General features: G+C 74.4%; 13 protein-coding genes. 7 read left to right on the top strand and 6 right to left on the bottom strand.

The genetic code is table 11. From position 1 onward, the window contains the following. Positions 1 to 46: 46 nt before the first annotated feature. From FHX75_RS26660 to FHX75_RS26650, 3 genes are all read right to left on the bottom strand, one after another. Positions 47 to 1516, bottom strand: a complete 1470-nt coding sequence (locus FHX75_RS26660; protein WP_211364592.1) for a dynamin family protein — start codon at positions 1514 to 1516, stop codon at positions 47 to 49. Further along, positions 1513 to 3366 (bottom strand): dynamin family protein, encoded by a 1854-nt coding sequence (locus tag FHX75_RS26655; RefSeq protein WP_154943082.1) that lies wholly within the window; start codon positions 3364 to 3366, stop codon positions 1513 to 1515. The genes FHX75_RS26660 and FHX75_RS26655 overlap by 4 nt, the downstream gene beginning before the upstream one ends. Positions 3367 to 3480: 114 nt before the next feature. After that, positions 3481 to 4398 carry an IniB N-terminal domain-containing protein gene (locus tag FHX75_RS26650; protein WP_154943081.1) on the bottom strand — a complete coding sequence of 306 codons (918 nt, stop codon included), beginning with the start codon at positions 4396 to 4398 and terminating at the stop codon, positions 3481 to 3483. A 302-nt stretch (positions 4399 to 4700) separates the two neighbouring features. On the opposite strand from FHX75_RS26650, the gene FHX75_RS26645 reads away from it, so the two are divergent. From FHX75_RS26645 to FHX75_RS26620, 6 genes are all read left to right on the top strand, one after another. Continuing rightward, a complete protein-coding gene (locus FHX75_RS26645; protein ID WP_154943080.1) occupies positions 4701 to 5975 on the top strand; it encodes an Hsp70 family protein in 1275 nt (424 codons plus the stop codon). After that, a complete protein-coding gene (locus FHX75_RS26640) occupies positions 5972 to 8536 on the top strand; it encodes a helix-turn-helix transcriptional regulator (protein ID WP_211364591.1) in 2565 nt (854 codons plus the stop codon). The genes FHX75_RS26645 and FHX75_RS26640 overlap by 4 nt, the downstream gene beginning before the upstream one ends. Further along, on the top strand, positions 8533 to 10392 hold the full coding sequence (locus FHX75_RS26635) for a nitrate- and nitrite sensing domain-containing protein (protein ID WP_154943079.1): 1860 nt from the start codon (positions 8533 to 8535) through the stop codon (positions 10390 to 10392). Before FHX75_RS26640 ends, FHX75_RS26635 begins: the two co-directional genes overlap by 4 nt. A 63-nt stretch (positions 10393 to 10455) precedes the next feature. Then, complete coding sequence (locus FHX75_RS26630) at positions 10456 to 10836, top strand: DUF742 domain-containing protein (RefSeq protein WP_154943078.1); 381 nt, start codon at positions 10456 to 10458, stop codon at positions 10834 to 10836. Positions 10837 to 10892: 56 nt separating this feature from the next. Continuing rightward, positions 10893 to 11642 (top strand): cellulose binding domain-containing protein, encoded by a 750-nt coding sequence (locus FHX75_RS26625; protein WP_154943077.1) that lies wholly within the window; start codon positions 10893 to 10895, stop codon positions 11640 to 11642. A 233-nt stretch (positions 11643 to 11875) separates the two neighbouring features. Next, positions 11876 to 12817, top strand: a complete 942-nt coding sequence (locus tag FHX75_RS26620; RefSeq protein WP_211364590.1) for a TerC/Alx family metal homeostasis membrane protein — start codon at positions 11876 to 11878, stop codon at positions 12815 to 12817. A 93-nt stretch (positions 12818 to 12910) separates the two neighbouring features. Here FHX75_RS26620 and FHX75_RS26615 read toward each other — a convergent pair whose 3' ends face one another. After that, on the bottom strand, positions 12911 to 13675 hold the full coding sequence (locus FHX75_RS26615; RefSeq protein ID WP_154943075.1) for an SDR family oxidoreductase: 765 nt from the start codon (positions 13673 to 13675) through the stop codon (positions 12911 to 12913). Between the two features lie 350 nt (positions 13676 to 14025). On the opposite strand from FHX75_RS26615, the gene FHX75_RS26610 reads away from it, so the two are divergent. Continuing rightward, the gene (locus FHX75_RS26610; RefSeq protein ID WP_154943074.1) at positions 14026 to 17349 is read left to right on the top strand and encodes a S8 family serine peptidase; all 3324 of its coding nucleotides are present in this window, start codon (positions 14026 to 14028) and stop codon (positions 17347 to 17349) included. Positions 17350 to 17392: 43 nt separating this feature from the next. Here the strand turns inward: FHX75_RS26610 and FHX75_RS26605 are convergent, their stop codons facing one another. Both FHX75_RS26605 and FHX75_RS26600 read right to left on the bottom strand, forming a co-directional pair. Continuing rightward, positions 17393 to 20215, bottom strand: a complete 2823-nt coding sequence (locus FHX75_RS26605; RefSeq protein ID WP_154943073.1) for an AfsR/SARP family transcriptional regulator — start codon at positions 20213 to 20215, stop codon at positions 17393 to 17395. Positions 20216 to 20334: 119 nt separating this feature from the next. Further along, the gene (locus tag FHX75_RS26600) at positions 20335 to 20814 is read right to left on the bottom strand and encodes a sigma-70 family RNA polymerase sigma factor (protein ID WP_211364589.1); all 480 of its coding nucleotides are present in this window, start codon (positions 20812 to 20814) and stop codon (positions 20335 to 20337) included. Positions 20815 to 21071: the final 257 nt, after the last annotated feature.

The raw sequence follows: 21071 nt of genomic DNA, 5'->3' as shown, positions 1-21071 counted from the left end.
GCGAACCGCCGGGCGCCCCGAACCCTGCCCGCCGGCCGGCGACAGGTCACCGGCCGCCCTCGGCCAGCTCGGCGAGCATCCCCTCGCAGCTGCGGACGACGACCTGCGCGCCCCGCCGCTGGGAGAGCCGGAGCAGCGGATCCTCCGCGCGGTTGCGCCACTGCCACTGCGCGTCGGCGGCGACCTCCCAGAGCCGCTGTACGGGCGCGTCGTGCTCCAGGCCGAGTCGGGCGGCCAGGCCGACCCCGTCACCGCCGACCAGGCGCTGCGCCTCCGCCGCCAGCTCGGCGTCGAACCCGAGCCGGGTGGTCCGCAGCGCCGCGAGCAGGCGCAGCTCCCGGAACTCGTGCGCACCGGCGAGGATCTGCTCCACCGCGCTGAGCAGGTCCCCGGTGCCCGGGCCGGGCTCGGCCTGCAGCAGCGCCTCCACCGCGGCGAGCGCGGAGCGCGCCTTGAGCGTGTCCCGTCGGTCGACGAAGAACCGGCTGATCGACTCGCGCAGCTCGGTCAGGCCGCTGCGCCGGATGAGTTCGGCGGCCAGCTTGCCCCGGCTGTCGCAGCCGGTACGGACCAGGGTGGTCGCCAGCCGGACCCCGATCAGGCCGAGCCGGTTCAGCAGCGCGGCGCGTACCTCGGTGTCCAGCCGTACCGGCAGCTCGGCGCGGACGAAGCGGTCGGCGGAGAGCAGGTGCGGGTCGAGCTCTTCCCGCGACACCTGGGCCAGCTGCGCGAGCGCGGCGAAGTCCGATTCGCTGAGCACCCGTCCGGCGAGACCGAGCAACCCGCTGCACGCCACCAGGTTCACGCAGAGCGCGTCCACCCGGGGGTCGCGGTGCTGCCGTCGGGCGAGCTGGCGGGCGGTGAGCAGGCCGTCGATCCGTCCGCCGCCGGTCTCGTCCACCCGCGACAGCACCAGGATCACGTTCACCGGGGCGGCCTGCCCGACCCGGCTGTCCCGGGTGGACTCCAGCACCCGCAGGTCGGTGCCCCGACCGTCACGGGTCAGGTACAGCACCGCGTCCGCGTCGCGCAGCACCCGGTCCATGACCGGCGCCCGGCCGTGCTCGTCAGCACCGACGATCGCGGGCGTGTCGATCAGGGTGACCTGCCGCAGCGCGCGGGTCGGCCACTGCACCACGATGTCGCGCAGCTCGCCCTCCCGCCAGCCGACGAGGTCCACCCGCATCCCGGTCGCCGACTTGAGCACCGTCAGCTCCTGCGGGGGTTGGCTGCTGGAGTAGGCGGTGGCGCGCGGCTGTGGACCGTCCTCGTACCAGGTGAAGATGCCGCTGCCGTCCGGGCCGTCGATCGGCGCGACCTCCTCGCCCATGATCGCGTTCAGCACGGTCGACTTGCCGGACCGCCACGGGCCGGCGACCGCGACCCGCAGCGGTTGCTCCAGCCGGGCGAGCTGGTGCCGGAGGTGACCGGTCGCGCGGGGGTTGTCCCGGTAGAGCTGGAGGGCCTGGTGCAGCAGCCCCCAGACCGCCTCGTCCAGCCGCAGGCCGACCGTCATGCCCGGGGCTCCAACGGCGCCGGGGCGGGGCGGGCGGCCGTCAACTGCTGGGCCTGCTCGTAGACGGCGGCCAGCCGGCTCATCTTCAGCCGGATCTCGCGCTGGCGCTGGTCGCGGGCGGCCGCGTCGGTGTCGGCGGCCTGCTTCGCGGTACGGAACGACTGGACGATGGCTTCCTGCAACTCCTCGGTCAGCGCGGTGAAGTGGTCCCGGAGCATCCGCTGCACCTGCCGAGCGGTGTCCCGACAGTCCTTGGTCGTCCGGACGAAGAAGTCGTCGACGTGCCGCTGGATCGCCGTCTTGGCGCTCGCCTGGCGGCGGCGGAGCAGCTGCCTGCTCTCGTCCCGGATGCTCTTGCCGCCGAAGAGCGCACCGGCGCCGATCGAGACCGGGTTGATCATCGGCATGCCGGCGAGGGTCATCGCCAGGCCGAACATCAGCAGGCCACCGTACGAGCCCTTCATGCCGGTGATCACTTTCTGGCTCGCGGTGAACCGGTCGATGGTCGGCCGCTCCATCTCCGGCAGCCGGTCCACGAGATCCTCCGGCACCGTCATGGACCAGGGCGGCAGCACGTCGTAGCCGTACCGGGCGAAGTTGCCGGCGACCCGCCGGGCGGCAAAGTCGCAGCGCTGGGCCAGCCACTCGTGGTTGGCCTCGGCGGCCTCGACCAGGCTGCGCTGCAACCACTCCTGGAAGGTGTCCCAGGAGACCAGCGGGTCGGCCGTGTCGAACGCCTCGTCGACCATCCGCAGGATCTGCCGGGTCCGATCGCGCAGGTCGTACTCGATGTCGGAGAGCAGGTCGGCCATCTCGTCGGCGAGGGTGTTCTGCCAGCGGGTGGAGCAGCGGCGCAGCTCGTCGACCTCGCGCTGGGCCGCGTGCAGCCGGGAGATCGGGCCGGACTGTTCCTCCGCCTCCTGGCTCTCCAGCTCGGCGCGCAGCGGCGCGGCGAGCTGCTCCACCACGGTGCGGGCGATCATCGCGACCGAGGCCCGGGCCAGCACGTCGCCCTTGCCGGCCAGGTCCCGCTGCAGACGGGCGATCAGCTGCGGGAAGCCCGACTCCGCGTTGAGCCCGTGGTCGTCGGTGACCGCCGCGCGCAGGCGCAACGCCGCCGAGACCGGGATCAGCGCCGCCGGTACGCCCGCCTCGGCCAGGTGCTGCCGGTTGCGCTCGACGACCGCGCGCCAGTCCGGCACCAGATCGATCTTGGTCTGCACCACCGCCACGTTCGGGTGCGACCGGGTGACGTGCAGCAGCATGTTCAGCTCGGCGACGGAGAGTTCCCGGGTCGAGTCGGTGACGACCAGCACCGCGTCGGCACGGTTCAGCGCGGCGACCGGGGCGCCGGCACCGATCAGGGCCACCTCGTCGGTGCCGGGCGTGTCCACCAGCACCAGCCCCGCGCCGAGCAGCGCGCGCGGCAGTCCGATCTCGACGTACGCCGGGCCGCCGCCGGACCGGCGCCCCAGCGTGCCGGCCACCCCGGCCGCGATCTGGTCCAGCGGCACCGGGGTCCGCTCGGCGGTCGTCGGGACGGAGGCGCCGGCGGGTCGCCCGGGGGCGGACGCCGCCTGGACCACCGTGGCCGACGCGGCCTCGGCGTGCTGCACCACGGTCGGCAGGACGGTGGTGCGGCCGTCGCCGACCGGGCACACCGGCGCGTTCACGATCGCGTTGACGAGTTGACTCTTGCCCTGGTGCGGTTCGCCGACGACCAGGACGCGCAGCTTCGGGTCGAGCAGCTGGGCGCGCTTCTGCCGGACCGCCTGGAGCAGGTCCGCGCGCCCGTGTTCGCGGCACGTGCGAGCGATCCCGTCGAGCGCGTCCAGCCAGATACCCGCCATCACCGCACCAAGTGTGCGGATTTCGGATTAATTATCAAGTGGTGAATTGAGCAGGAACATGCGGAAAGCCGGATCGCCACTGGCGATCCGGCTTTCCGTCTCCGCCGAAACCGATCAGAGCAGACCGTCGCCGAGACCCAGCAGCCCGCCGCCGGCCGACGCGGACGCATCGGCGTGGACCCCGGAGCCGCCGCTCACACCGCCGTTGACGTCACCGGTCACGCTGCCCACCGTGCCGGTGACGCCGGAGACGACGCCGTCCACCTGGTGCGTCACGCCGCCCACCGTGGACGACACGTCGACCTGCGGGACCAGGCCGCCGGAGCCGCTGACGCCGAGCCCGCCCAGGGTGTCGGTCACCCCGAGCCCGCCGAGGGTGTTGTCGACGCCGAGCGAGTCGACGACACCGCCGACCTGGCCGTAGGTGCCCGAAAGCGGGCCGCCGAGCAGGGCGTCCGGGGTGCCGAGCAGGCCGGCGTCGGTGCCGTCGAGCAGGGCGTCCGGGTTGCCGGCGATGCCGGCCACGTCACCGACCGCCGGGTCGGCCACCGTGTTCACCGCGCCCACCACGTCGGCGTCGAGGGTGTGTGCCACGTCGTGCACCCCGGTCACGTCGGTCTCGATGCCGCTCGGCCCGATGCCGAGGCCGATCCCGGGCAGCACCGTCGCGCCGGCGGCGACGCTCGTCGGGTCGACGGCGATGGCGCCCAGCACGCCGGCCTTGACGTCCACTCCGGAGTAGGAGCTGCTGATGGTGATGTCCTGCGGCACGGCCTGGAGCTGGGCGACCACGTCGGTGGTGTCGGCCAGCAGCGGGTCGACCCCGAGCTGCCCGGCCACCGGGGCCACCGGGGCCAGCCCGTGCACCGGGGCGTAGTCGACGACCAGCGGAACCACGTCCTGCACGTCGGCGGCGGTGATGTCGGTGAGCCCGGCGGCCTGGAGCGCGCCCTCGGGGTCGAGGTCGAACGCCGACTTGGCGTCAGGGTTGGTCAGCAGGTTGAGCACGAAGTCGTGCAGGGTCTGGTCCATGTGCCGGTTTCTCCTCGGACGTTGGCGTCAGCGACCGTGATCGTCGACAGGGACGCTATGGCCGCGGGCGGCATTCGGTCATCGGGGATCGGCCCGCAATCCGCCCCGCCGGATTAGGGTGCTCACCACCTCGTACGTTAGGGGGACTGGGGGAACCGGGCCGGCCAGATTTAGGGTCCCGATGCCGGAGCGATCTCTGGTACGAACGTAGGAGCCCACGGGGTGTCGCCGGGGGTGGGTCGCCGCACGGTGCCGACACCGTCGCCACCGGCCGGCCAACTCACGGTGAAGGAAGATTGCGGATGCCGTACGTCCTGGGGATCGACATCGGAAGCACCAACACCGCGGCCAGCGTGGCGCGGCGACGGGGTGCGACCTGGGCGCGACCCGAGGTGGTCCCGCTGGACGGCGGGTCGGTGACCGTGCCGTCGGTGTTGCACCTGGCAGCCGACGGGACGCTCGTGGTCGGTGAGCCCCCCGTCGAGGACGGGGGCCGGACCGCACGCGGGTTCGTCCGCCGGGTCGGCGACGACGTTCCGCTGCTGCTCGGCGGCGAGGCCTGCCCGCCGCAGATGCTGACCGCGCTGCTGGCGGCGTGGGTGGTGGAACGGGTCCTCGAGCGGGAGGGTGAGCCCGCCGAGGCCGTCGTGCTCAGCCACCCCGCCGGCTGGGGCCGGCACCGGCGCGAGCTGCTGCACGAGTCGCTGTGGCAGTTCGGCCTGGGCAACGTGACGCTGCTGCCCCGTACGGTGACGGTGGCGGAGAGCCACGCGGCGCGCGGCTTCCCGGGCAGCGCGGCGGCCGTCTACGCCCTGGGCGGCAACACCTTCGAGGCGGCGCTGGTCCGCCGCACCCCCCGCGGCACGTACGAGACGTTCGGCCTGCCGCAGGGGCTGGACTGGATCGGTGGCGCCGACTTCGACGAGGCGCTGGCCGAGCACGTGCGTACCGTGCTCGCCCGGGAACTCGCCGCGGCCGGACCTCGGCAGACGCACGCCACGCTGCGCGGGCTGCTGCCCGAGTGCGACCGGGCCAAGCGGGAGCTGACCGTCGGCACGGAGACCGACGTGCTGCTGACCCTGCCGACCGGGCCGGTCCGGGTACCGGTGAGCCGGGTCCGGTTCGAGGACATGATCCGGCCGGCCGTGCAGGCGACCGTCGAACTGCTGACCCGGACCGTTCACTCCGCCGGACTGCTGCCGGCACAGCTCGACGGCGTCCTGCTCGCCGGCGGCTCCACCCGCATCCCGCTGGTCGTCGAGCTGCTCGCCGCCGCCTTTCCGGTACCGGTGGAGGTGGAGCCCGATCCGCAGCTGACCGCCGCCACCGGCGCGGCGCTGGCCGCCTGCCAGGTGGTGTCGCCCCGCCCGCGCCGGCCGGAGCCGGACCGCGGGCCCGCCCCGGCCGTCGAGGCCGGACGGGCCGCCGCGCCGGCCGTCCCGGCGCAGCGTGGCCCCGACCACGACCGCTCCGCCCGCGGCGAGCCACCACCCCGCCCCCCGGTCCGGATCACCCCGCTGGAGCTGCCGAGGGCCTCCCGCCTGGTGCTGGCCCGCGGCCGGGGACGTGAAGGATGACCACCATGATCATGAGCAGCGTCGCCGGGTCCCGGCTGGTGCTGGACCGGGCGCCGCAGGCCCTGCTCGACGCGGTCGCGGCCGATCCGGACGCGCCGCTCGCGCTCGGCGTGACCGGGCCGGGCGGTCACGGCCGCAGCGCGTACCTCCAGGAGCTGGCGCGGGTCTACCGGCGGGCCGGAAGCACCGTGCTGGAGGGCGCCCCCGACCGACCCGACCCGATCGAGCCGGACGCCGTACTGGTGGTCGACGACGCGCACCTGCTCGACGACGCCCGGCTCCGGGCGCTGCGCGAACTGGTGGTCACCCGCCGGCACCGCCTCGTCGTCGGCTACCGGCCGTGGCCCCGGCCGGCGGCGCTGGTCGAGCTGGCCGACGCGCTCCGGCGGGACGGGCACCTGGTGCTGCTCACCCCGTTCACCCGGGAGCGGACCGCCGCCTACCTCAGCGCCGTGCCGGAGGTCGGCCGGCGGCCCGACCTGGTCGACTTCGTGCACGGGCAGTCCGCCGGTGTTCCCCGCGACGTCGAGCGGCTGGTCCGTGGCCTGCGGGGGACGGAGATCCCGCCGGGCGTCCCGACCGAGCCGCCCCGGCAGGCCGTCCTCCAGTTCGGACCGGACCTGGAGGACCTGGCGCCCGACGTCCGCCGGCTCCTGCTCGCCGTCGCCGCCGGCGTACCGCTGCCGGTGGACCTGCTCGGGGCGCTGCTCGGCCGGGAGCCGGGTGACGTGGACGAGCTGATCGCCGCGACCCGGGCGGCCGGCCTGCTCGGCGCGGACGGCCGGCTCGCCCCGATCGTGCGGCGCGCGGTGACCGCGCTGAGCCCGGCCGCCGACCGCGGCGCGGTGTGGCGCCGGCTCACCGAGCTGCAGCTCGCCCGGGGTGGGCCGGTGCTTCCGCTGGTCCGCTCGCTGTACGCGGCGCACGTGGCCGCCGACTGTCCGGCGCCGACGCTGGAGGCCGCGGCGGAGGAGGCGCTGGCCGGCGAGCCGGCCCTCGCGGCGGAGCTGTTCGCGGCGGCCACGGCCGCCGGACGGCCGGCCGCGGTCCGGCAGGCCGTGGCCGCGGCCCTGGCCGGCGACTTGGACACCGCCCTCCGGCTGGCCGACCGGCTCCTCGCCACGGCCGCCCCGGCCGACCGGGCGGAGGCGGCGGCGGTCGCCGCGACCGCGCTGGCGCACCGCGGTCAGGTCGGCCGCAGCGTCGAGCTGTACCGCTGGTCGGGTACGCCCTCGGCGGAGTCCTTCGCCGCCGTCGGCGCGCTCGCGGCCGGCCGCCCGGCCGACGGAACGCCCCCGCCCGGGGACGACCGGGCGGATGGACCGCCCACCCTGCACGCCAGCGCGGCCCGGCTGATGGCCGAGGGGATCCGGGACAGCGTCGCCGGCCCACCGACCGCCGCGCTCTCCACTCTCGTGCAGGCGGCCGCACTGCTGGAGCCGGCCGGCCGGGCGGCGCTCCTGCCGGACAGCCCGGCGGCGCTCGCCGCGTTGACCGGCCTGCACTGCGGCGAACTGGACATCGCCGAGCGGGTGCTCGACCGCGCCGCCACCAGCGGGACGGGCGGCCCGCTGATGGCCCGCCGCCACCGGTTGCTGCAGGCGTGGATCGCGATGGTCCGGGGCCGTACCGTCGTCGCGGCCGACCACCTCGCGGCGGTGACCGGCGACGGCCGGCCGCTCGAGTCCCGGGACCTGCTCTTCGCCTCCGCGCTGGAGCTGGGGATCGCCCGACGCAACAGCGACCTCGGCGCGCTCCAGCGCAGATGGGGGCACGCGCTGGAGGCCGTCGTCCGCCACCCCGTCGACCTGTTCACGCTGCTGCCGCTGGGCGAGCTGGCCATCGCCGGGGCCCGGCTGGGCGACCTCGGCCGGCTGGAGCCGTACCTGCGGGAGGCCCGCCTGCTGCTGGCCCGGCTCGGCGACCCGCCGCTGTGGAGCACGCCCCTGCACTGGAGCGGACTGCACGCGGCGATCCTGGCCGAGGAGCCGGCGGTCGCCGACGGCCACGTGGCCGCCCTGCTCGCCGCCGCGGACCACAACCGGTACGCGGCCGTGGTCGCCGCGGCCGCCGCCGCCTGGGTGGACGTGCTGCGCGGGATGGTCGACCCGGTCCGGGTGGAGGCCGCCGCCCGCGGTCTGCACGACGCCGGTCTGTGCTGGGACGGCGCCCGCCTCGCCGGGCAGGCAGCGATCCGCACCTCGGACCGGCGGGCGATGACCACGCTGCTCGACTGCGCCCGGATGCTGCAGAGTCGGCCGGCGGGGGCGAAGGCCGGGCAGCAGCCGGCGTCCGTCGACGCCCTCGCCGGTCCGGCCCCGCACCGGCTCAGCGACCGGGAGCGGGAGGTCGCCGAGCTGGTGCTGGCCGGGTTGACCTACCGGGAGATCGGCGACCGGCTGTTCATCTCCGCCAAGACCGTCGAGCACCACGTCGCCCGGATGCGGTCCCGGCTCAACTGCGCCAACCGGACGGAGCTGCTGGCCCTGCTGCGGACGATCCTGGCCGACCGGTCGCGCCAGGCGGCCGGGCAGCCCTGGCCGGAACGGTCCGCGTCGTGAGCCGGCCCCGGACCGGCGACCACGGCATGCGGACCCGGCTCGCCGCGCTGGCGGTCGTCCTGATCACGCTCTGGTCGTACGCGGCGTATCTGACCGGCCGAGACGCGGCCGACCTGCTCCGGGTACGGGCGCTGGCCCAGACCCTCGGCCAACCCACCGACCGGCTGATCCTCGAACTTCAGGTCGAGCGCCGGCTCACCGCCCGGACGGTCGCCGGGGGTGGGCGGGCGGGTTCCGCGCTGGCCGGGGCACGCGACGGCACCGACCATGCGCTCGCCGGGCTGCGCGCCTCCGCCGCCGACGACCTCGGGCTGCTCGCCGGCGGCGTCCGGGAGCGGGCCGACGAACTCATCCGGCAACTGGGCGGGTTGGCCGGCCTGCGGGCGGTGGCCGACGCCGGCCGGGCCGACGCGGTCGCCGGCTACGACCGGCTGATCGACACCGCCTTCACCGTGTACGGCCCGGAATGGAGCGTGCGGGACAGCGAGCCGGCCGCCGAGACCCGTGCGATCGTCGCGCTGGCCCGGGCCCGGGAGCTGCTCGCCCGGGAGGACACCCTGCTCACCGCCGCGCTGGCCGGCGGCCGGATCACCGCCGACGACCGGCGCCGCCTCGCCGAGCTGGTCGCGAACCAGCGGTACGCCCGCGGCGAGGCCGTCGCCGGACTGCCGGCGGCCGACCGGAACCGCTACCAGGCGCTGGTGGACGGCACCCGCTTCACCGGCCTGCTGTCCCTGGAGGACGCGCTGCTCCGCGCCGACGACGGCCAGCCGGTGGCCACCGAGGAGGACTGGCGCGCGACGGCGGACGCGGCCCTGACCGAGCTGCACGAGTTCGTGCGGGCCACCGCCCGCGACAGTGCCGAACGGGCCACGGCGGACGCGGCCCTGGTGGTCGCCCGCACCGGCGCCGTGCTGGGGCTCGGCCTGATCACGGTGCTCGCCCTGCTCCTCACCTGGACCGGCACCGTCCGCCGGCTGATCGGGCGGCGGGACCCGTCCGCGCTGCCGGCCGGACCCGACCTGACCGAGCACGCCACCCGGGAGCTGTTCCTGCGGCTCACCCAGCGCAACCAGGTGCTGCTGCGCGACCAGCTCACCCTGCTCGACGCGATGGAGCGGCGGGAGTCCTCGGCGGCGGAGACCGGCGACCTGTTCCAGCTCGACAACCTCGCCGTCCGGCTCCGGCGCAACGTCGAGAAGCTGATCATCCTCGGCGGCGCGACGCCGGCCCGGCGTTGGCGGCGGCCGGTGCCGCTGCTCGAGGTGGCGCGCGGCGCGATGGCCGAGGTCGCGGACTACCAGCGGGTGCTGGTCGCACCACACTGGCCCTGGTCCCTCGCCGGGCCCGCCGTCACGCCGGTCGTCCACCTGCTGGCCGAGCTGATCGAGAACGCACTCCGGTGCTCACCGGCGGACACCACGGTGCGGGTCGCCGGGGAGCCCGAGGCGGAGGGCTGCGCCATCGTGGTCACCGACGACGGACCGGGCCTGAGCGTGACCGACCTGGCCGAGGCGAACGAGCTGCTTGCCGACCCGCCCGCCGCCGGCCCGCCCGTCGGCCGGGCCGGGCTCCACGCCGCTGCGCTGCTCGCCGCGCGCTGCGGCGCACAGGTCTCGCTGCGTCCCGGCTCGCGCGGCGGCACGGCGGCGGTCGTGCTGCTCCCCGCCGACGTGGTCACGCCGACCGCGCCGCAGCCGACAACCGCCGGGCCGCAACCCTCTTCGCTGCGGGAGGCAGGTGAGCACGGCGCCGAACTGCCGGTGCCGGCCCAGGGTGGACCACCGCCGCCCCGGCTCGACATCGCCGCCCCCACGCAGATGCCCGCCACGACCGCAGCAGAGGACGACAGATGATTCCCCACAATGGCGCCCCGGACGACCTGGACCGGTCCTCGACGGCGACGAGCGGAGACACACATGCCGACCGCCGGCGACCCTGACGAGGCGTGGTACGACGACGACGCCGGGCTCCTGACCCGGCCGTACGTGGTGACCCGTGCGGCCGGCGTGGAGGACGGCCGGCGGCTCGACCTCATCACCGTGGTCGTGGCCCGGGCCGCGGTTCCGGCGGCCACGCCGCTCTTTCCCGAGCAGGCGCGAATCCTCGAGCTGTGCCAGCGTCCACTGTCGGTGGCGGAGGTCGGCGCGCAACTGGACCTGCCGCTGGGTACGGTTCGGGTACTGCTCGGTGAGCTGCTGGACGCCGGGCTGATCGAGACGCACGTGTCGCCGACGCTGTCCGAGCTGCCGTCCCGGGAGCTGCTCGAAGCGATGCTCACCGGGCTCCAGGCGCTGTGACCGACGGCGTGGGCCGGGGACGCGCGTACGGTGAAGGATCTGAGGGAGAAGAGCACGTGCCGTCATCACCGCCCCAGCCACGGCGGACCGTAGCGGTCATCCTGCTCGACCGGACCGTGGCCCTGGCCGGGCACGCGCGGCGCGCCATCGGCGGCCTCGGGGCCTCGTCCCGGCGTACCCGGGTCCTGCTGGCCGCCGTGCTGGTGGTCCTGGTCGCGACGACGGCCTCCGTCGTCCTGGTCCTGCGGACGCCGGAACGGCTGGCCCCGGTGGCCCTCGATCCGCCGCCGGACGTCGCCCTGCCCACGGACCCCGCGGTCGGTGGGCCCGACCCGCACGCCAGGCCGGCCGCCTCCAGCCCGGCGGCGACGAGGCGGACGACGACTGCGGCGGGCCCGCCAGTCGGCGCGGCGGCCCCGCCGGCGACGGCACCGTCCGCGCGCACCCCGTCAGCGGCGGCGGGGTCGAGCACCCCGGCCGCGTTGCGCGCCGCCTTCGCCATCGAGGAGCGCGCCCTGCTCAGCTACGGGGCCGACGTGACCATCAGCAACGCCGGTCGGACGAGGGTGGCGCACTGGACGCTGGTCATCACGCTGCCTCGGGAATCCCTCGAAGTCTCGTCGGTCAGCGGCGCCCGAGCCACCCGCGCGGGCGCGACCTGGACCTTCGTGCCGGACGAATCGACCGCGGAGGTGGCGGCCGGCAGCTCCGTCCAGGTCACCTTCCGGGTCAGCGGCGCGCCGATCAGCTCGACTCCCACGGCCTGCACCATCGACGGCGCGGCCTGCACCGGCCTGCCCGACTGACGGCTGCCCGCTGGTGCTGTCAGCGGCGCCCGCCCCGGACGGGTGACGCCGACCGCGCAGCCGGCGGGTGCGCCGTGATCGCTGGCTAAGCTCAGCGACGTTGCGTCGCGGCAACGGAACACCAGCTGACCGCTCCGCTCGCACGGCAGTCGCCTGCCTGATCCGGCTGCACGGCGGCGACAGCCGCCGTCGATTCCTCTGGTGGATGCGGAGGGCGTCTGATGGACCCGGGCATGTTCCCGGCTCCGCTCTGGGCCTGGGCCGCGATCGGGGCCGTCATCGCCGTCATGCTCGCGGTGGACGTGCTCTCCCACCGCGACAACCACGTGATCGAGCTGCGGGAAGCGCTGATCTGGAGCGCCGTCTGGATCGCCGCCGGACTGGCCTTCGGCCTGATCGTCTGGGTGGGGTGGGGCGGCGAGCCGGCGGTCGCGTACTACTCCGGCTACCTGCTGGAGAAGGCGCTCTCCGTCGACAACGTCTTCGTCTTCGCGCTGCTGTTCGGCTACTTCCGGGTGCCCGAGGAATACCAGCACAAGGTGTTGTTCTGGGGTGTGATCGGCGCGCTCGCGTTCCGACTGGTCTTCATCTTCGCCGGAGCGGAACTGCTGCACCGGTTGGCCTTCGCCGGGTTCGTGCTCGGGGCGTTCCTGATCTGGACCGGGTGGCGCCTGGCGGTGCGCGGGGAGCCCGACGTCGACCCGGACCGCAACGTCGTGGTCCGGTTCTTCCGGCGGGTGGTGCCGACCGAGCAGCGGTACCACGACGGCCGGTTCACCGTCCGGGTCGACGGCCGGCGGCGGGCGACGCTGCTGCTGGTGGCGCTGGTGGCGATCGAGGCGACCGACGTGGTGTTCGCGATCGACTCCGTGGCGGCGATCCTGGCCATCACCACGAACACCTTCCTGGTCTGGACGGCGACGGCGTTCGCCGTGCTGGGGCTGCGCAGCCTCTACTTCTGTCTGGCCGGACTGCTGCGGCACTTCGGCCACCTGCGTTACGGGCTGGCGGTGCTGCTGGCGTTCGCCGGGACGAAGCTGATCCTGGCCGAGACGCCGGTGGGCACCCTGCCGCTCTGGCTCACCCTGCTGGTGGTGGTGGTGACCCTGTCGGTGTCGATCGGCTGGAGCGTGCTGTCGGCCCGCCGGGACCGGCGCCGCCACGCCGGCGGCTGAGGGACTGGGCGTCGCCTGGCGTAGTGGAAGTCGGCGTGGCCGGGTGGCCGGAACGAGGGCACGACAGCGAACGATCGGTGCCGGTCATGGCCCCTAACCCGGCCGTACCCGGTCCGCCGCCTGCTCCGCGAGCCAGTCGTCGAAGGTGGTGGGTGCTATCCGGGCGTCCGGTCCCGGCAGTAGCACGTTTCCTGCCATGTCCGGGCCGAGGATCGACTCCCAGGTGGGGACGATCTTCATGTCACGTCTCAACGCCTGGTGGGTACGGCGCGCCATGTCCACGAGGTCGTGACGATCGGGGCCGGCCACATCAGGGTGGCGCCCCTGCGGTGGGCCAGCTGCGGCCGCTATGAGGAATTCGGCGACGTCAGCCGGCGCGATCGGCTGGACGAGCAGTGGCGCGAGGTAGGCGGTGCCGTCCCGTTCGGTCCAGCTGGCCACCGTCGCGCCGAAGTCGAAGAACTGGGTGGCGGGCACGATGGTCCACGGCACCGGTCCGGTGGACACCAGGCGTTCCTGCTCGCGCTTGCCCGAATAGTGCGCGGTTCCCGCGATGCGGTGTACCTCGACGATCGAGAGCAACACGTGGTGTCGTACCCCCGCCTGCTGCTCCGCTCTCAGCAGGTTCTGCGTGGTGGTGGCGAAGTACCTCGCCGTGGCTTCGCGGTCGGCGGGCGGCGCGCTGATCGCATCGACGACGACGTCGACGCCGCTCAGGGCCTCGTCCAACCCCCGTCCGGTCAGCAGGTCGACGCCGTGCGACCGGCTGATGGGTACCGGCTCGTGCCCGTGGCGTTGCAGGGCCATCACGGTGAGGGACCCGATGTTGCCGGATGCGCCGGCGACCGCCACCCGCATGGTGCGCTCCTGTCTCAGACCCGGTGCGAGGCGCAGCGGACGGGACAACCAGACGCGGGATCGCCGGCCGTACCTGACGACCCAAGAGCTGGCCGGCGCGCGACAGCGCCTCGATGAGTGGTCGAGCCCGGCGCCCGCCCCACCGCACCCGCTTGCCGAGTGGGCTCGATGCCATGGCAGCGCGGTGGTCGACGGCCTCACGTGAGCTACAGGGTAGGGGCGGTCGAGGTGTCGCGTGGCGCGAATCGGGATGCCCCACCGAATGTGACCCAGGTCACTCAGGATGAACTTTCACCCGCCGGTCACGTCCGGAGCACCTGGATACCTCTCGCGTTCATCCAGGGAGAATGATGCGTTCAATTCGCAAGATATCGGCGCTGGCACTGGTGGTGCTGGGCGTCTCGGCGGTGGCTCCGGGCGGCCCACCGGCGTCGGCGCAGCCCCGGGCCGCGAAGCCGACGACCACACCCACGGTCGCGTCCAAGCCCCGGACGGTCACTCTGCTCACCGGCGACACCGTCCACGTCAGCACCGTGGACGGCCAGACGGCCGTCGGCGTCGTGCCCGGCAAGGGACGGGAACGAATCCCGTTCATCACCCACAGCGCCGGCGAGGACGTGCGGGTCATCCCCGCCGACGCCGTCGGCCTGCTCAACCGGGGCAAGCTCGACGAGCGGCTCTTCGACATCTCGACGTTGGTCGACTTCGGCTACGACGACACCCGGGCCACCCTGCCGCTCATCGTCCAGCACCGCAGCGCCGCCCCCGCCGGCCTCGCCGGCGCCCGGACCACCCGGGAGCTGTCCGGGGCGAGCGCTGTCGCGGAAAGCCGCGCGGACGCGGTGGCCTTCTGGAACTCCGTCACGTCCGCCGCGAGTGGCACCGAGCGGCAACTGCGGGCCGGGTTCGACAAGATCTGGCTCGACGGGCTGCGCCAGCCCACCCTCGATGTCAGCGTCCCGCTGACCGGCGCGCCGCAGGCCTGGCAGGCCGGCTGGACGGGAACGGGGGTGAAGGTCGGTGTGATCGACACGGGCGTCGACCAGACCCACCCCGACCTGGCCGGCCGCGTCGCCGCCGCGGAGAACTTCACCGCCGAACCGGACGCCCTCGACCGGGTCGGCCACGGTACCCACGTCGCCTCCACCATCACCGGCAGCGCGACCGCGTCGCAGGGCCGTCACAAGGGCGTGGCGCCCGGTGCGACCCTCTACAGCGCCAAGGTCTGCATGCAGGAGGGCTGCCCGGAGTCGGCGATCCTGGCCGGCATGACCTGGGCGGCGGAGCAGGGCGTCAAGGTCGCCAACATGAGCCTCGGCGGCCCGGACAGCCCGGGGACCGACCCGATCGAGGCGGCCCTGACCGACCTCACGTCCCGCTACGGTGTGCTCTTCGTCGTCTCCGCGGGCAACAGCGGCCTGGCCGGCGAGTCCACGGTGAGCTCGCCCGGCGGTGTGGCCGAGGCGCTGACCGTGGGCGCCGTGACCAAGACGGGCGAGCTGGCCGAGTTCTCCAGCCGGGGACCGCGCGCGGGCGACGCCGGCATCAAGCCGGACATCACCGCTCCCGGCGTCGGCATCGTCGCCGCCCGCAGCTCGACCTCCGACCTGGCGCCGAACGACGAGAACCCGCAGTACGCCAGCCTCAGCGGCACCTCGATGGCGGCTCCGCACGTGGCCGGCGCGGCGGCGATCCTGGCCCAGCAGCACCCTGACTGGACGCCTGACCGGATCAAGTCCACGCTGATGGCGGCCGCGCAGCCGAACGCCGGCATCGGTGTGTACGAGCAGGGCGCGGGCTTCCTCGACGTCGCCCGGGCGATCCAGCAGACCGTCACGGCGAGCCCGGTCAGCGTCGCCTTCGAGCGGACCACCGCTGCGCAGCAGCACACGATCACGTACGCGAACAGCGGCTCTGCCGCCCTCACCCTGGCCGTCTCCCTCGACGCCAAGGACGCCGAGGGCACCCCGGCGCCGGCCGGCCTGTTCAGCCTCAGCGCCTCCTCGGTGACGGTCCCGGCCGGCGGCACCGCCAGCGTGACCGTCACCGTGCAGGCCGGCGCCGACCTGCCCGACCGCTACTTCGGCGGTGAGGTGACCGCGACCGGCGGCGGCGCGCAGGTGCAGACCCCGGTCGCGCTCGACATCGCCCGGCACCAGCTGTCCCTCAAGCTGGTCGGGCCGGACGGCGGAGCGCCCACGCCCGAGCAGGGCTGGGTGACCGTCCTGACCGACCTGGACCGGCAGACCATCCTGGTGCTCGCCGACCCCGCGGCCACCAGGTACCGGGTCCGCGCGGGCCGCTACCTGGTCCAGACCTACCTGGTGAGCGACGACGACATCACCACGCTGGTCCGCCCGAGCCTCGACCTGACCACGGACCAGGCGCTCACCATGGACGCCCGCCTGGCGAAGCCGATCGCGGTGTCGGTGCCGAATTCGAAGGCCACCGCGGTCCACCAGGAGTTCGGCTGGACGATCCGGACCGAGGAGCCGCAGATCTGGGGCAGCAACGACCTGTACGGCATGCTGATGAACATCCCCTTCGACCACCTGCGGACCGCGCAGATCGGGGCCGGCGAGACGCCCGGCTTCGTCTCCTACGTCAACGGCATGTGGGGCCAGGTGACCCAGGACGGCACCCTGCACAACAGCCCGTACGTCTACCGGGTCTACCTCTACGAGCCGAAGAGGATGATGACCGGGTTGACCCGCAAGCTGCGGGCGGGCGACTTCGCCACGGTCCGCTCCCAGATCAGCGCGGACGTGGCCGGCGTGCCGGTTGCGCGGACCGCGGTCGCGCACGCGCCCGGCAACTCGCCGGTCTACCGCGACGAGCGCAACATCCCGCCGAGCTTCACCTACGACGTGCCGAGCACCATCACCGAGTACTACAACCAGGACAAGCAGGCGGTGTGGCAGTCGACCTCGGCCCAGCTGAGGTACACGTACTACCAGTCGCCGTGGACCAGCTTCCAGCCCGGGCGCACGTACACGGTGAAGTGGGCCAACGCGGTGGCCGGGCCGGTCTTCCCGGAGCCGAACTTCGGCCAGCAGTTCGCCACCCGCTACTGGGGCGACCTGATCGGCGGGCCGGGGCCGCTGCACGGCGACGGCGCCGGGCACATGGGCTTCCGGCACGTTCGCGGCGGCAGCGTACAGGTGAGCCTCTACCGCAACGGGGTCAAGATCGGCGACGCGAACGGGGCGCCCTGGGTGTGGGAGGTGCCTGCGGAGAAGGGTGACTACCGGCTGGCCGCGACCTTCCGCAGCGACCCGGAGTTCACCCTGTCGACGCTGGTCGACGCGGAGTGGACCTTCACGTCCGCGCACGTGGGCGACGGGGACCTGGTGAAGCTGCCGATGACGGCGATCCGGTACACCCCGGAGCTCGACATCGACAACCGGGCGCCGGCCGGCCGGCTGTTCCGGATCCCGGTCTCGCTCGACCGTCAGATCGGGGCGGCACCGGGCCAGACCAGGACCCTGACCGTCGAGGCGTCCTTCGACGACGGCAAGACCTGGCAGCGGCTGACCGTGCGGCGCTCCGGCGAGAAGGCGGTCGCCTGGGTGCGCAACCCGGCCGGCACCGGCTTCGTCTCGCTGCGGGCCGCCGCGACGGACACCAGCGGTAACACGGTCAACCAGACCGTCATCCGCGCCTACCGGTACTGAGGACGGCCCCCGGACGCGGCGCCCGCCGGCGCCGCGTCCGGGGTCACCGGTGCCAGAGCAGCCGGTCGCGGATCCGCCGGGCCATCGGCGAGTCCGTCCCGTCGAGTTCGGCGAGAGCCTCGCTCCACGCCTGCCCGGCCAGGGCCGGGTCGCCGTTGGCCGAGTGGAAGTCGCCGATGGAGACCAGCACCTCCGCGGTGTGGTGGGTGGCCCGGGCGTCGCGGAAGATGTCGATCGCCTGCTGCCAGGTGGCCATCGCGTGCGGCAGGTCGTCGATCATCGAGTACGTGTGCGCCAGCCAGGCCTGGGTGGTGCCCGTCCCGTGCAGGTCGCCGAGGGCCTCGAACTGCCGCCGCGCCTCGACGAACATGCCCAGCGCCTCGGCGTGCCGGCCGAGCCAGCCCTGTGCCCGCGCGATGATCAGCAGGGCGTTGGTGGCGCCCCGCACGTTGCCCTCGGCGCGGAAGAGCGTCCGCGCGGCCTCCGCATGCCGGATCGCCTCGTGGTAGCGCCTCTGGTCCAGCCGGATCTCGGCGATGTTGTTCTCCGCGTGGCCCTGCTCGTTGCGCCGGCCGAGCCGCTCGAAGAGCGCCCGGGCGTGCTGCAGGTGCGACAGCCCGCGGTCCAGATCGGCCAGGAAGTAGCAGGCGCCGGCGAGGCTGCGGTGCAGCAGGGCCTGGGCGGCGGGATCGTCCCCGGTCGCGGCGAGGCCGGTGCTCATCGTTGCCGCCCACTGCCGGAACTGCGCGGTGTCCTGGAAGAAGTTCTGCAGGGCCAACGCGATCTGCCAGGCCGTACGGGGCCGGCCGCGCTCCTTGGCCCGCGCGACGATGGCGGTCAGCACCCGCTGCTCGGCGGCGAACCAGGCCATCGCGTCGGCCCGGCCGGTGAAGCCGCGCCCGGTGACCCCGCGCTCGGACGGCTCCGGCTCCGGCAGCGGCACCTGCGGCTGCAAGGGCAGGTGCGCCGCGTACGCGCTGAGCTGGTAGTAGTCGTAGACCCGCTCGATGGCGGCGTCCCGCTCGGCCGCGTCGTCGTGCTCCTCCCCGAGCTCCACGGCGTAGGCGCGCAGCAGGTCGTGCATCCGCCACCGGCCGTTGCCGGGCTGGACCAGCAGCTGCGAACCCAGCTCGGCGAGCAGGCCGCGGGCGCAGCGCAGGGACAGGCCGCCCAGGGCGGCTGCCGCTTCCGCGCTCAGCTCCCCGGCCGGGTGCAGGGGCAGCAGCCGGAAGAGCCGGGCCGCCTCGGGAGTCAGGGCCCGGTAGGACCAGGAGAAGATCGCCTCCAGGTCGGCGTGGGTGTCCCCGAAGCCGGCCAGCCGGCCGTCGGCCTCGGCCAGCTCGCCGGCGACCGCGGGCAGGCTGAGCCCGGGCCGGCCGACGCTGCGGGTGGCCACCAGCGCCAGGGCCAGCGGCAGCCGGCCACACCGCGCGATGATCTCGTCGACGGCGGCCGGGTCGGCGGCCGCCGCGTCGCCGAGCCGGTGGGTGAGCAGCTCGCGGGCCTCGGCGTGGGTGAGCAGGTCGAGGTGCAGCGGGTGGGCGCCCGCCTGGCCGGCCACGCCGGTGATCCGACGGCGGCTGGTGGCGATGACGAGACTGCCGCCGGTGCCGGGCAGCAGGTGTCGGATCTGGTCCCAGTCGCGGCAGTTGTCGAGCAGGATCAGCATCCGTCGCTCGGCGAGGATGCTGCGGTAGAGGCCGGCCTGGGCGTGCAGCTCGGCCGGGATGGCGGCGGGCGCGACCCCGAGGGACCACAGGAAGCCGCGCAGCGCCTCCGCCGGTGTCATCACCGAGTCGCCGGAGTCGAAACCGCGCAGGTCCGCGTGCAACTGGCCATCGGGGTAGCGGGCGGCCAACTGGTGGGCCAGGTGCACCGCGAGGGTGGTCTTCCCGACGCCGGGCATTCCGTCGATGACCAGCGCGCTGGTCCGCCGGTCCCCGGCCAGCAGCTCCTCAGCGGCGGCCAGGACGTCGCGGCGGCCGGTGAAGTGCGGGTGGTCGGCCGGCAACTGCGCCGGCGGCTCGGCCCGGGTCGGTGGCGACAGCTCCAGCTCGGCGCGTCCGACGCCGCGCCGCGACCCGGAGCCGTCGGCCGGGGCGTCGTGGTCGAGCAGGCTGTCCCGGGCCGCGCGCAGGTCGCCGCCCGGCTGGATGCCGAGTTCGTCGGCGAGCCGGTGTTCGATGTCGGCATAGGCCGCGAGGGCCTCGGCCCGCCGGCCGTCCGCGGCGAGCGCGAGCAGCAGCCGCGCCTGCAGTGCCTCGTCCAGCGGCTCGTATTCGGCGGCCAGCCGGATCGCGGGCAGCACCGCGTGGACGCACCCGGCCCGCAAGGCGGCGTCGGTCGCGGCCCGGACGGCCGCGAACCGCTCGCCGTCGACGGCGACGAACTCCGGATGGGCCCGGCCGCCGGTCCGCAGGCCCGAGGCGCACCGGTCACGCCACAGCGCCAGCGCCTCGCGGTAGAGCGCGACGGCCGGCTCGCCGGAGCTGTCAGCGGCCTGGGCGACCAGCCGCCGGAAGCGCAGCAGGTCGAGCGACTCTCCGTCGATCCGCAGCCGGTATTCGGCGCCGTCGCGGATCAGCACCGAGCCCGCTGCCCGCGTCGGCAGGCCCGGCTCGAAGCGCCGCCGGAGCATCCCGACGTGCCGGTGCACCACGTTGACCGCGCTGGGCGGGGGGTCGGACTCCCAGAGCAGGTCGACGAGTTCGGCGACGCTGACCGCGCCGCCGGCCCGGGCGAGCAGCAGCGCCAGGATCAGCCGCTGCTGCCGGGTACCCAGGTCGATCTCGGACTGGCCGCGCCAGGCCCGCACCGGGCCGAGCACGGCGAAGGAGAGCGGGATGGTCATCTCGATGCGATCCATACAGGGCTGGTTGCCACGATCGCCATAGCATGGCAGGGCCCCCGCCGCCCGACGGGCGCGCCTCGGCAATGTGAGCTTCGACTCAGCGGCCGGATCGCCGGCGACGGAGTCGTCCCTGCTCAGGCCGCCTTGAGACCGGTGCGCAGGGCGCGCAGCGCATAGTGGGTCCGGGACTTCACCGTGCCGATCGGCACTCCCAGCCGGCCCGCGACCTCTTCCGGTGACCGCCCGACCAGGTAGACCTCGGAGAGCAGACTGCGCTGCGCCGGGCTGAGCCGGCTGAGCGCGTGCCGGATGGCGTACGACGCCAGTGCGCTGCCGGTGGTGTCGTCACCGGCGGGGATCCAGGTCATGTCGACGAGATGGACCTCGGCCGGGCGGCCCCGCCGCAGCCGGACCCCGTCGATGACGAGCCGCCGGGCGACGGTGCAGAGCCACCGACGGGCCGCATCGGGCTCGGCCGGCACCGAGTCGAGGTGCCGCCAGGTCCGCAGCATCGTCTCCTGGAGCAGATCCTCGGCGGTCTGCCGCTGACCGTGGGTCAGCACGAGCAGGAGACGCAGCACGGCACGGGCGTGGTCCGCGTGCAGCGCGGTCATGCGCTCAGCCCGGCCGACCGGTGAGTCGTCGAGTGCCCGGAGCACCATATTTCCCCCACAGGCAGGAGCAACGGTGAATGAGGCACGAGCCTAGGGACGATCGATGCGAATAAACTGACGCGTAAGTGCGGATCGAGTGCCGTCGCCGATCGCAATCGGTCACGGACGCGACGTGACCGCCGGGAGCAGGTCGGCCAGCCGCCGACCGGTCCGGGTCTGCGGGTACGGGATCAGGGCCGGCAGCGCAGGGCGTCGCC

The sequence above is a fragment of the Micromonospora palomenae genome, from assembly GCF_007829925.1.
Classification (GTDB): domain Bacteria; phylum Actinomycetota; class Actinomycetes; order Mycobacteriales; family Micromonosporaceae; genus Micromonospora; species Micromonospora purpureochromogenes.
Note: the sequence above shows the minus strand (reverse complement) of the source record. Positions and strands in the feature narration are given on the sequence as shown.

Excerpts from the sequence above, each read along its gene's own strand:
- FHX75_RS26640 (WP_211364591.1), top strand. The coding sequence starts at position 5,972 with ATGACCACCATGATCATGAGCAGCGTCGCCGGGTCCCGGCTGGTGCTG.
- FHX75_RS26620 (WP_211364590.1), top strand. The coding sequence starts at position 11,876 with ATGTTCCCGGCTCCGCTCTGGGCCTGGGCCGCGATCGGGGCCGTCATC.
- FHX75_RS26660 (WP_211364592.1), bottom strand. The coding sequence starts at position 1,516 with ATGACGGTCGGCCTGCGGCTGGACGAGGCGGTCTGGGGGCTGCTGCAC.
- FHX75_RS26605 (WP_154943073.1), bottom strand. The coding sequence starts at position 20,215 with ATGGATCGCATCGAGATGACCATCCCGCTCTCCTTCGCCGTGCTCGGC.
- FHX75_RS26610 (WP_154943074.1), top strand. The coding sequence starts at position 14,026 with ATGCGTTCAATTCGCAAGATATCGGCGCTGGCACTGGTGGTGCTGGGC.
- FHX75_RS26615 (WP_154943075.1), bottom strand. The coding sequence starts at position 13,675 with ATGCGGGTGGCGGTCGCCGGCGCATCCGGCAACATCGGGTCCCTCACC.
- FHX75_RS26645 (WP_154943080.1), top strand. The coding sequence starts at position 4,701 with ATGCCGTACGTCCTGGGGATCGACATCGGAAGCACCAACACCGCGGCC.
- FHX75_RS26650 (WP_154943081.1), bottom strand. The coding sequence starts at position 4,398 with ATGGACCAGACCCTGCACGACTTCGTGCTCAACCTGCTGACCAACCCT.
- FHX75_RS26630 (WP_154943078.1), top strand. The coding sequence starts at position 10,456 with ATGCCGACCGCCGGCGACCCTGACGAGGCGTGGTACGACGACGACGCC.
- FHX75_RS26600 (WP_211364589.1), bottom strand. The coding sequence starts at position 20,814 with ATGACCGCGCTGCACGCGGACCACGCCCGTGCCGTGCTGCGTCTCCTG.
- FHX75_RS26655 (WP_154943082.1), bottom strand. The coding sequence starts at position 3,366 with ATGGCGGGTATCTGGCTGGACGCGCTCGACGGGATCGCTCGCACGTGC.